This is a genomic window from Caulobacter sp. P4_E5, assembly GCF_056401555.1.
In genome coordinates, this window is record NZ_JBFUJD010000019.1 from 24,046 (window position 1) to 34,749 (window position 10,704).

Consider the following 10,704-nt stretch of genomic DNA (forward strand, 5'->3'; position numbering starts at 1 on the left):
CATGACCGCCGACGCCGCCCTGCAGAAGAAGCGCCTGACCGCGATGCTCGCCATCGACGCGGTCTGCTTCGTGCTGGCCGGCGTGGCGATCTATGGCGCGGTGTCGCTGGGACTTGGTTGGGCCAAGCCTGTCTTCATCCTGGCCATCGCCGCGGGGGTGGTCGCGCAGATCTGGTTCATCCTGGGCTGGATGCGCGCGACCAAGGGGGAGGGGGCCTCGTCATGATCGACGACAGCGCCCTCAACACGCGCCGCGCGGCCTATGCCGACACCATCCGGGGCCTGCATCGTCGCGAACGCGGCGTCGGCTTCGTGGCCTGCCTGGCGGGTGCGATCCTGCTGATCTGGGGTCGCACTATTCCGGGCGCCCCGTTCTGGGCGGTCATCGCCGGCCTCGTCACGATCGGCGTGGGCTGGCTGCTTTTCGCCTATGTCATCATTCGTCGGGCGCGCTATGTGCGCGCCCATCCATTCGATCCGCAAAGCTGAGTCATGGTCGGTATCCTCGAAGACAAGGACCGCATCTTCACCAACCTCTATGGCCTCCACGATTGGGGCCTCGAGGGCGCGAAGAAGCGCGGCTGCTGGAATGGCACCAAGGACATCCTGGACGCCGGGCGCGACTGGATCATCGACAACATGAAGAACTCGGGCCTGCGCGGCCGGGGCGGCGCGGGCTTCGGCACCGGCCTGAAGTGGTCGTTCATGCCCAAGGAAGTGAAGGAAGGTCGTCCTCACTACCTCGTCGTCAACGCCGACGAATCCGAGCCGGGCACCTGCAAGGACCGGGAGATCATGCGGCATGACCCGCACCTCCTGATCGAAGGCTGCCTGATCGCCTCGCGCGCCATGCTGGCCAACGCCTGCTACATCTACATCCGCGGCGAGTACGTCTTCGAACGCGAGCGCCTGGAAGCGGCGATCAAGCAAGCCTACGAGGCCAAGCTGATCGGCAAGAACAACGTCCACGGCTGGGACTTCGACCTCTACGTCCACCACGGCGCCGGCGCCTATATCTGCGGCGAAGAGACGGCCCTGCTGGAGAGCCTGGAAGGCAAGAAGGGCCAGCCGCGCCTGAAGCCGCCGTTCCCGGCCGGCGCGGGCCTCTACGGCATGCCCACGACCGTGAACAACGTCGAGAGCATCGCCGTCGCCGGCACGATCCTGCGTCGCGGCGCGGCCTGGTTCGCCGGTTTCGGCCGTCCGAACAACGCCGGCACCAAGCTGTTCTGCGTCTCGGGCCACGTGAACCTGCCCTGCAACGTCGAAGAAGCGATGAGCATCCCCTTCCGTCAGCTGATGGAAGACCATTGCGGCGGTATCCGTGGCGGCTGGGGCAACCTGAAGGCCGTCATCCCGGGCGGCTCGTCCGTGCCGATGATCCCGGCCGAGCAGTGCGAAGATCTGCCGATGGACTTCGACGCCCTGCGCAACCTGCGCTCGGGCCTCGGCACCGCCGCCGTCATCGTCATGGACAAGTCCACCGACCTGGTCCGCGCCATCGCCCGCCTGTCGTACTTCTACAAGCACGAGAGCTGCGGCCAGTGCACGCCGTGCCGCGAAGGCACCGGCTGGATGTGGCGGGTCATGGAGCGCATGGCCACCGGCGAGGCCGATCCGAAAGAGATCGACACCCTGCTGGACGTCACGACCCAGGTCGAGGGTCACACCATCTGCGCCCTGGGCGACGCGGCCGCCTGGCCGATCCAGGGCCTGTTCCGCCACTTCCGCCACGAGGTGGAGGAGCGGATCGCTTCCTATCGTAGCGGTCGCCTGCACGTGCAGGGCGCCAAGCTGATCGCGGCGGAATAGGCATGGCCGAGGAGCCTGACAATTTGGTTCTCGTGTTGCTTCGCAAGATGGACGGCAAGCTCGACCGTCTGGCGGAGGACATGCGGGACGTGAAGGTTCGTATGACTCATGTGGAAGAGGGCTTGGCCGGTGTAAACCGCCGGCTCGATCGTCTTGAAGTACGCGTCGATCGTATCGAAGCGCGATTGGAATTAGTGGATTCGCCCTACGGCGGAGTGCGAGAATAATGGCTACAGCCAAGGTCAACGGCGTCGAAGTCGAGTTCGAACCCGGCATGACGGTTCTGCAGGTCGCGGAACTGGCCGGGGAAGAGATCCCGCGCTTCTGCTACCACGAGCGCCTGTCCATCGCCGGCAACTGCCGCATGTGCTTGGTCGAGGTGAAGCCCGGCCCGCCGAAGCCGCAGGCCTCGTGCGCCCTGCCGGCCGCCGAGGGCCAGGAGATCTTCACCAAGACTCCGATGGTCAAGAAGGCCCGCGAAGGGGTGATGGAGTTCCTGCTCATCAACCACCCGCTGGACTGCCCGATCTGTGACCAGGGCGGCGAGTGCGACCTGCAGGATCAGGCCGTCGGCTACGGCCGCGACGACAGCCGCTATGAAGAAAACAAGCGCGCGGTCGAAGAAAAGGCCATGGGCCCGCTGATCAAGACCGTGATGACGCGCTGCATCCAGTGCACGCGCTGCGTCCGCTTCATCACCGAAGTGGCCGGGTCGCCGGAAATCGGCCTGATCTCGCGCGGCGAAGACGTTGAAATCACGACCTATCTGGGTGCGGCGGTGACGTCCGAGCTCAGCGCCAACGTCATCGACCTCTGCCCGGTCGGCGCGCTGACCTCCAAGCCTTACGCCTTCGAAGCCCGCCCGTGGGAACTGAAGAAGACCGAGAGCGTCGACGTCATGGACGCCCTGGGCTCGTCGATCCGCGTCGACGCCCGCGGCGCGGCCGTGCTGCGCGTCCTGCCGCGCAACAACGATGACATCAACGAAGAGTGGATCTCGGACAAGACCCGCTACGCCGTCGACGGCCTGGGCCGTCAGCGTCTGGATCGTCCGTACGTCCGTGTCGGCGGCAAACTGCAGCCGGCGACCTGGGCCCAAGCCTTCGCCGCCATCGCGTCCAAGCTCACGGCGACCGCGCCGGAGCGCGTCGGCGTCATCGCCGGCGACCTGCAGGACGCCGAAAGCTTGAAGGCGACCAAGGACCTGTTCACCGCCTTGGGCGTGAAGAACCTCGACAGCCGCCAGGACGGTACGGCCCTGGGCGCCGGTCCGCGTGAAAGCTGGCTGTTCAACTCGACCCTGGCCGGTATCGAGAACGCCGACGTCGTTCTTTTCGTCGGTACGAACCCGCGCCTCGAGGCTCCGGTCCTCAACGCCCGCTTCCGCAAGCAGTGGATCGCCGGCAAGACCCGTTTCGGCGTCATCGGCGAGCAGGCCGACCTGACGTTCGACTACGACTACCTCGGCGCCGGCGCCAAGACCCTGGCGGGCCTGGCCAAGAGCAAGAGCGACTTTGTCGCTGCTCTGAAGGCCGCCGAGCGTCCCGCGATCATCATCGGCCAGGGCGCTCTGGCCCGCGCCGACGGCGCGGCCATCCTCAAGGCGGCCGCCGGCCTCGCCAAGACCATGAAGGTGGTCCGCGACGGCTGGAACGGCTGGAACGTCCTGCACACCGCCGCCGCCCGCGTGGCCGGTCTCGACATGGGCTTCGTCCCGGCCGAGGGCGGTCTGTCGGCCGCCGACATGCTGAAGCCGGGCGCTCTGGACGTCCTGTTCCTGCTGGGCGCCGACGAGTGCGAGCCCGCGGCCTCGGACGCCTTCAAGATCTACCTCGGCACGCACGGCGACGCCGGCGCGCACAAGGCCGACGTCATCCTGCCGGGTGCGGCCTATACTGAGAAGAACGGCCTCTATGTGAACACCGAAGGCCGCGTCCAACAGGGCAAGCGCGCCGTGTTCCCGAAGGGTGAGGCCAAGGAAGACTGGTCGATCCTGCGGGCGCTCTCGGAAGTGCTCGGCCACAAGCTGCCCTATGACAGCCTGGACCAACTGCGCGCCAAGCTGTTCGCCGATCACCCGACCTTTGGCCAGATCGACTACGCGCCGGGCTCGGTCGCCACGTCGTTCGATGTCGGCTCCCTGGGCGGCGACGCCGAGGTTTCGGACGCGCCGTTCGAAAGCCCGATCAAGGCCTTCCACCTGACCAACCCCGTCGCGCGCGCCAGCGTGACCATGGCCGAATGCGCGGCCGTGGCCTCCGGCGCCGCCAAGATCGCCGCGGAGTAAATCGTGGGCTCGACTTCTCCGCTTCTCTGGTTTGGCCTGACGACCGGCGGCATCCTGCTGGTCGTGATCTGGGTTCTGCTGAGCCTGGCCTTCCTCCTGCTAGCCGACCGCAAGATCTGGGCCGGTGTCCAGATGCGCAAGGGCCCCAACGTCGTTGGTCCCTTCGGCCTGCTGCAATCCTTCGCCGACTTCCTCAAGTTCGTGCTGRAGGAGATCGTGATCCCGGCCGGCGCCGACAAGGTCGTGTTCCTGCTGGCGCCGCTGCTGAGCCTGGTCCTGGCCTTCGTGGGCTGGGCGGCCGTGCCGTTCGCGCCGGGCTGGGTCGTCTCCAACATCAATGTCGGCATCCTCTACCTGCTGGCGATGAGTTCGCTGGGCGTCTACGGCATCATCATGGGCGGCTGGGCTTCGAACTCGAAGTACCCGTTCCTGGGCGCCCTGCGTTCGGCGGCGCAGATGGTGTCGTACGAAGTCTCGATCGGCCTGATCATCATTACGGTGATCCTGCTGGCCGGCTCGATGAACCTGTCGACCATCGTCGAGAAGCAGTCCGGCTGGATCTGGAACTGGAACGTCTTCGGTGGCGCGGGCCTCAAGAACGTCATCCTGCTGCCGGTCATGGTGGTGGCGATGGGGATGTTCTTCATCTCGGCCCTGGCCGAGACCAACCGTCCGCCGTTCGACTTGCCGGAAGCCGAATCCGAACTCGTGGCCGGCTATCAGGTCGAGTACAGCTCGACGCCGTACCTGCTGTTCATGGTGGCCGAGTATTCGAACATCGTCCTGATGTGCGCCATGATCAGCGTGCTGTTCTTCGGCGGCTGGAACCTGGGCCTGCCGATCGATCTGGTCGCGATGTGGGGCTGGTGGGGCAAGCTGGCCCTGGCGCTCGTCTTCTTCGCCAAGATCTGTTTCTGGTTCTTCATGATCGCCATGGCCAAGGCCATCGTGCCTCGCTACCGCTACGACCAGCTGATGCGCCTGGGTTGGAAGGTGTTCCTGCCGACCTCGCTGGTGCTGGTGGCCGCGGTCGCCGCTTGGCGCGTGTTCGGTCCGGCGGCCTGATGCGCCGGATCGCTCTCATCGCCCTGGGCCTGACCGGCCTGACGCTGACGGCCTGCCAGGCCGTCTCGGCGCAAGAACGGTCCTACTCTCTGGGCGACGGGATCGTCAGCTACGACGATCTCCGCCGCGAGGGCGACAAGTGCAAGGGCTCGGGCGGAACGATCCGGGCCAAGCAGGACGGGGGAGACCCCGCCCAGCTGTCGAACTACACCTGCGTCATTCCCACGGGCGGGAAATGAGGCGGGCTGCCCTCGGGATCGCGATGATCGGCCTGTTGGCCGGCTGCGCGCCCTGGGGACGAAGTGTTCAGCCGCCGCCGCAGCGGACGCTGGAGGACCAGGTCGAGGCGCGCCGCAAGGAAGCCGCCGCGACCAAGAAGTGCGTCCTCGAGCAGACCTTGCGGCGGCAGCAGAAAGAGCAGGGAAGGGACGTTCGTCCTCTCCCTAAGGAAAAGTGTTAGGAGAGCTCTGGTGTTCCAGCGCATCACGCAAGCGGTCAAGGGCGCGGCCCTTCTGGACTTCGCCGGCGCCTTCGGCCTGGCCATGAAGTACATGATCGCGCCGAAGAAGACGGTGATCTATCCGAACGAGCGTGGCCCGCAATCGCCGCGCTTCCGGGGCGAGCACGCTCTGCGTCGCTATCCGTCGGGCGAGGAGCGCTGCATCGCCTGCAAGCTGTGCGAAGCCATCTGCCCCGCCCAGGCGATCACCATCGAGGCCGAACCGCGCGAGGACGGCAGCCGCCGCACGACCCGCTACGACATCGACATGGTCAAGTGCATCTACTGCGGTCTGTGCCAGGAGGCCTGCCCGGTGGACGCCATCGTCGAAGGCCCGAACATCGAGTTCGCGACCGAGACGCGCGAGGAACTCTACTACGACAAGGAACGGCTTCTCGATAACGGCGACCGCTGGGAGCGCCTGATCGCGAAGAATCTGGAGTTGGACGCGCCCTACCGCTAAAGACGGGCGCGAATCCGAGGTGGGCGGCGCGTCGTCGGCGCACCGTCGTTTGGACTTTAGTTTTCAGGGGAGCACCTGGGCCAATGGCCTTGCAGGCGATCGCTTTCTATCTGCTGGCTTTCACGACCATCGCGGCGGGTCTTCTCGTCGTGTCGGCTCGGAATCCCGTGCACTCGGTGCTCTTCCTGATCACCGCCTTCTTCTCGGCCGCCGGCCTCTTCGTCCTGCTGGGCGCAGAGTTCCTGGCGATGCTGCTGATCGTCGTCTACGTGGGCGCGGTCGCGGTGCTGTTCCTGTTCGTCGTCATGATGCTGGACGTGGACTTCGCCGAGCTTCGTCAGGGCTTCGCTCAGTACCTGCCGTTCGGCGGGGCGGTGGCGCTGTTCATCGCCGTCGAGATGGTGATGGTCGTGGCCGCGGTGGCGACTAACGGCGCGGCCGCCAAGAACGGCTTGCCGAATGCCTCGCCGGGCGGCGTGCCCAACACCGAGGCGATCGGCCGGGTGCTCTACACCGACTACGTCTTCTTCTTCCAACTGGCGGGCCTGGTGCTGCTGGTCGCCATGATCGGCGCCATCGTGCTCACCCTGCGCCACAAGCCGGGCGTCAAGCGCCAGGACATCGGCAAGCAGATCGCCCGCACGCCCAAGACCGGCATGGAGCTGGTTCAGATCAAACCGGGTGAGGGGATCTCCGAATGATCGGCCTGCCGCACTATCTCGTCGTCGCCGCGATCCTGTTCACGATCGGCGTCTTCGGCATCTTCGTGAACCGCAAGAACATCATCGTCATCCTGATGTCGATCGAGCTGATCCTGTTGGCGGTGAACATCAACCTGGTGGCGTTCTCGGCGTTCCTGCACGACGTGACGGGGCAGATCTTCGCCATGTTCGTGCTGACCGTCGCCGCCGCCGAGGCGGCCGTGGGTCTGGCCATTCTCGTCACCTTCTTCCGAAACCGCGGCGACATCGCGGTTGACGACGCCAGCATGATGAAGGGCTAAGCGACGTCATGCAGACGCTTGTCACCATTATCCTTTTCGCGCCGATCATCGCCGCGGCCATCGCCGGCCTGTTCGGCCGTCGTATCGGCGATGTGGCCTCGCAGTCGGTCACCACCGGCGCGCTGCTCCTGGCCTGCGGCCTGTCGTGGTACACGTTCAGCCAGTGGACCTGGGGGCACATGGAGGCCTTCACGGTCCACCTGCTGCCGTTCATCCACATCGGCGATTTCCAGGCCAACTGGTCGATCCGCATCGACGCCCTGTCGGCGACCATGCTGATCGTGGTCACGACGGTCTCGGCCCTCGTGCACGTCTACTCCTGGGGCTACATGGCCGAGGACGACAGCAAGCCGCGCTTCTTCGCGTACCTGTCGCTGTTCACCTTCGCCATGCTGTCGCTGGTCACCGCCGCCGACTTCATGCAGCTGTTCTTCGGTTGGGAAGGCGTGGGCCTGGCCTCGTATTTGCTGATCGGCTTCTGGTACAAGAAGCCCACGGCCAGCGCCGCGGCCATCAAGGCCTTCGTGGTCAACCGGGTCGGCGACTTCGGTTTCGCCCTCGGCATCATGACCACCTACTGGGCGTTCGGCACGATCCAGTTCGCCGAGCTGTTCCCGCAGATCGCGGCGCACGCCGGCAAGACCTGGGAGTTCGCGGGCCACACGTTCCCGCTGATGGATATCGCCTGCTTCCTGCTGTTCATCGGCGCGATGGGCAAGTCGGCCCAGTTCTTCCTGCACACCTGGCTGCCGGACGCCATGGAAGGCCCGACCCCGGTCTCGGCTCTGATCCACGCGGCCACCATGGTGACCGCTGGCGTCTACATGCTGTGCCTGCTGTCGCCGATGTTCGAATACGCCCCGGTGGCCAAGAACATCGTCACGGTGATCGGCGCGGTGACGGCCCTGTTCGCCGCCACGGTCGGCCTGACCCAGAACGACATCAAGCGGGTGATCGCCTACTCGACCTGTTCGCAGCTGGGCTACATGTTCTTCGCGGCCGGCGTCGGCGCCTATCAGGCGGCGATGTTCCACCTGTTCACCCACGCCTTCTTCAAGGCCCTGCTGTTCCTGGGCGCCGGTTCGGTGATCCACGGCATGCACCACGAGCAGGACATGCGCCGCTACGGCGCCCTGGCCAAGCTGCTGCCGGTGACCTTCATCGCCATGACCATCGGGACGATCGCCATCACGGGCCTTGGCTTCCCGCCGCTGCACCTGGGCTTCGCCGGCTTCTACTCGAAGGACACCATCATCGAAGCGGCCTTCGCGGCTGGCGGTCACAATTCGATCGCCATGTTCGCCTGGGTGATCGGCGTGCTGGTGGCGGGCCTGACCTCGTTCTACTCGTGGCGTCTGGCCTTCTTCACCTTTAATGGCCACGCGCGCTGGGGTCATGACGACCATCATGCGCATGACGCCCATGGCCACGAAGCGCACGGCGCGGCGCATGAAACGCACGATGAGCCGCTGCCCGACGACGATCATGGTCACGGTCATGACCACAAGCCGCATGAAAGCCCTTGGGTGATGCTGGTCCCGCTGATCGTGCTGTCGATCGGCGCCGTCGCCGCCGGCTTCGTGTTCGTCGACTACTTCGTCGGCCACCACCAGGAAGAATTCTGGCGCGGCGCGATCTACAACGCTCCGACCAACCACGTGCTCCACCAGGCGCATGAAGTGGCCGAGTGGGTGAAGTGGAGCCCGCTGGTCGCCTCGATCATCGGCCTGTTCATCGCCTTCTACGTCTACATCCTGAAGGAAGGCCTGGGCGCCAAGCTCGCCGCCCGTCAGGGTCCGGCCTACGTCTTCTTCTACAACAAGTGGTTCTTCGACGAGCTGTACGACGCCACCTTCGTGCGCTTCGCCAAGTTCCTCGGCGACCTGTTCTGGAAGGGCGGCGACCAGAAGATCATCGACGGCCTGGGTCCTGATGGCGTCAGCGCGGTCTCGTATGAGGTCGGCAAGCGCACCGGCAAACTTCAGACCGGTTATCTCTACCACTACGCGTTTGTCATGCTGCTCGGCGTCGCCGGCCTGCTGACCTTCGCCCTGTACGCATTCCGTTGAGGGGGACGGAGCTAATGAGCGGCCTTCTCAGCCTCACGACTTTCGCGCCCTTGGTCGGCGTCGCGGTGATCCTCGCCGCGCGCGCCCTGCACGGCGCGGGGGACAAGACCGACACCCTGGCCAAGTGGATCGCCCTGGCGACCACCCTGGTCACCTTTGGCCTGTCGATCGTTCTCACCGTCCAGTTCGACCCGAAGAACCCGGGCTTCCAGTTCGTGGAAGACATCGCCTGGTTCGCCGGCCTGCACTACCGCATGGGCATCGACGGCATCTCGGTGCTGTTCGTCCTGCTGACCGCGTTCCTGCTGCCGATCTGCATCATCGCCAGCTGGAAGTCGGTCGAGAAGCGCGTCGTCGAATACCTGATCGCCTTCCTGGTCCTGGAGACCCTGGTGATCGGCGTGTTCTGCGCGCTGGACCTGATCCTGTTCTACCTCTTCTTCGAGGGCGGCCTGGTTCCGATGTTCCTGATCATCGGCATCTGGGGCGGTAAGCGCCGGGTGTACGCGGCCTACAAGTTCTTCCTCTACACGCTGCTCGGCTCGGTGCTGATGCTGGCGGCCATCCTGGCCATGATCGGCATCGCCCATACCTCGTCGATCCCGGACCTGATGACCTTCAAGTTCGCGCCGTGGCTGCAGACCTGGCTGTGGCTGGCCTTCTTCGCGAGCTTCGCGGTGAAGATGCCGATGTGGCCGGTGCACACCTGGCTGCCCGACGCCCACGTCGAGGCCCCGACGGCCGGTTCGGTCATCCTGGCGGGTATCCTGCTGAAGATGGGCGGCTACGGCTTCATGCGCTTCAGCCTGCCGATGTTCCCCAACGCCTCGGAGCTGTTCCAGCCCCTGGTGTTCGCGATGTCGGCCATCGCCATCGTCTACACTTCGCTGGTCGCCTTCCGTCAGACCGACATCAAGAAGCTGATCGCCTATTCGTCGGTGGCCCACATGGGCTTCGTGACCATGGGCATCTTCTCGGGCAACGCGGCGGGCGAGCAGGGCGCTCTGTTCCAGATGCTGAGCCAYGGGGTGATCTCCGGCGCGCTCTTCCTCTGCGTCGGCGTCGTCTACGATCGCATGCATACCCGCGAGATCGCCTTCTACGGCGGCCTGACCAACCGGATGCCGTGGTACGCGGCGACCTTCATGCTGTTCACCATGGGCAATGTCGGCCTGCCGGGCACCTCGGGCTTCGTCGGGGAAATCCTGACCATGACCGGCGCCTACAAGGCCTCGACCTGGACCGCGATCGTCGCCGCCTCGGGCGTGATCCTGTCGGCCATGTACGCCCTGACCCTGTACCGCCGCGTGATGTTCGGCGAGATCACCAATCCGCAACTGGCCACGATCACCGATCTGGACAAGCGCGAGATCCTGATCTTCGCCCCGCTGATCGTCTCGACCCTGGTGCTCGGCATCTATCCGAATTTCGTGTTCAACCTGACCGCGACGTCCGTCGACGCGCTCGTCGGCGCCTGGCGCGCCGCCGTGGGCGGGTGAGGAGCCT

13 protein-coding genes are annotated in these 10,704 nt (G+C 65.5%); all 13 read left to right on the forward strand.

Annotation, left to right across the window (positions count from 1 at the left end; all coding sequences use genetic code 11):
* Window position 1 precedes the first annotated feature (1 nt).
* Window positions 2-226 (forward strand): hypothetical protein, encoded by a 225-nt coding sequence (locus AC1DSO_RS08500; protein WP_047405892.1) that lies wholly within the window; start codon window positions 2-4, stop codon window positions 224-226.
* Window positions 223-489 (forward strand): hypothetical protein, encoded by a 267-nt coding sequence (locus AC1DSO_RS08505; protein ID WP_477068419.1) that lies wholly within the window; start codon window positions 223-225, stop codon window positions 487-489. The genes AC1DSO_RS08500 and AC1DSO_RS08505 overlap by 4 nt, the downstream gene beginning before the upstream one ends.
* Window positions 490-492: 3 nt before the next feature.
* Window positions 493-1,812: an NADH-quinone oxidoreductase subunit NuoF gene (gene nuoF, locus AC1DSO_RS08510; RefSeq protein ID WP_047405888.1), complete on the forward strand. Its 1,320-nt coding sequence runs from the start codon at window positions 493-495 to the stop codon at window positions 1,810-1,812.
* Window positions 1,813-1,814: 2 nt separating this feature from the next.
* Complete coding sequence (locus tag AC1DSO_RS08515) at window positions 1,815-2,039, forward strand: hypothetical protein (RefSeq protein WP_477068420.1); 225 nt, start codon at window positions 1,815-1,817, stop codon at window positions 2,037-2,039.
* Complete coding sequence (gene nuoG, locus AC1DSO_RS08520) at window positions 2,039-4,099, forward strand: NADH-quinone oxidoreductase subunit NuoG (RefSeq protein WP_477068421.1); 2,061 nt, start codon at window positions 2,039-2,041, stop codon at window positions 4,097-4,099. The genes AC1DSO_RS08515 and nuoG overlap by 1 nt, the downstream gene beginning before the upstream one ends.
* Window positions 4,100-5,164: an NADH-quinone oxidoreductase subunit NuoH gene (nuoH, locus tag AC1DSO_RS08525; RefSeq protein ID WP_477068453.1), complete on the forward strand. Its 1,065-nt coding sequence runs from the start codon at window positions 4,100-4,102 to the stop codon at window positions 5,162-5,164.
* Window positions 5,164-5,403 carry a hypothetical protein gene (locus tag AC1DSO_RS08530; protein WP_477068422.1) on the forward strand — a complete coding sequence of 80 codons (240 nt, stop codon included), beginning with the start codon at window positions 5,164-5,166 and terminating at the stop codon, window positions 5,401-5,403. The genes nuoH and AC1DSO_RS08530 overlap by 1 nt, the downstream gene beginning before the upstream one ends.
* Window positions 5,400-5,624, forward strand: a complete 225-nt coding sequence (locus AC1DSO_RS08535) for a hypothetical protein (RefSeq protein ID WP_477068423.1) — start codon at window positions 5,400-5,402, stop codon at window positions 5,622-5,624. The genes AC1DSO_RS08530 and AC1DSO_RS08535 overlap by 4 nt, the downstream gene beginning before the upstream one ends.
* 10 nt (window positions 5,625-5,634) lie before the next feature.
* Window positions 5,635-6,126 carry an NADH-quinone oxidoreductase subunit NuoI gene (nuoI, locus tag AC1DSO_RS08540; protein ID WP_056051151.1) on the forward strand — a complete coding sequence of 164 codons (492 nt, stop codon included), beginning with the start codon at window positions 5,635-5,637 and terminating at the stop codon, window positions 6,124-6,126.
* 83 nt (window positions 6,127-6,209) lie between these two features.
* Window positions 6,210-6,827: an NADH-quinone oxidoreductase subunit J gene (locus AC1DSO_RS08545; RefSeq protein WP_047405878.1), complete on the forward strand. Its 618-nt coding sequence runs from the start codon at window positions 6,210-6,212 to the stop codon at window positions 6,825-6,827.
* Window positions 6,824-7,129: an NADH-quinone oxidoreductase subunit NuoK gene (gene nuoK, locus AC1DSO_RS08550; protein ID WP_477068424.1), complete on the forward strand. Its 306-nt coding sequence runs from the start codon at window positions 6,824-6,826 to the stop codon at window positions 7,127-7,129. Before AC1DSO_RS08545 ends, nuoK begins: the two co-directional genes overlap by 4 nt.
* Window positions 7,130-7,137: 8 nt before the next feature.
* Entirely contained in the window at window positions 7,138-9,198 is a 2,061-nt protein-coding gene (gene nuoL / locus AC1DSO_RS08555) for an NADH-quinone oxidoreductase subunit L (RefSeq protein WP_477068425.1), read from the forward strand.
* Window positions 9,195-10,697 (forward strand): NADH-quinone oxidoreductase subunit M, encoded by a 1,503-nt coding sequence (locus tag AC1DSO_RS08560; RefSeq protein WP_477068426.1) that lies wholly within the window; start codon window positions 9,195-9,197, stop codon window positions 10,695-10,697. The genes nuoL and AC1DSO_RS08560 overlap by 4 nt, the downstream gene beginning before the upstream one ends.
* The last annotated feature ends 7 nt before the right edge of the window (window positions 10,698-10,704 follow it).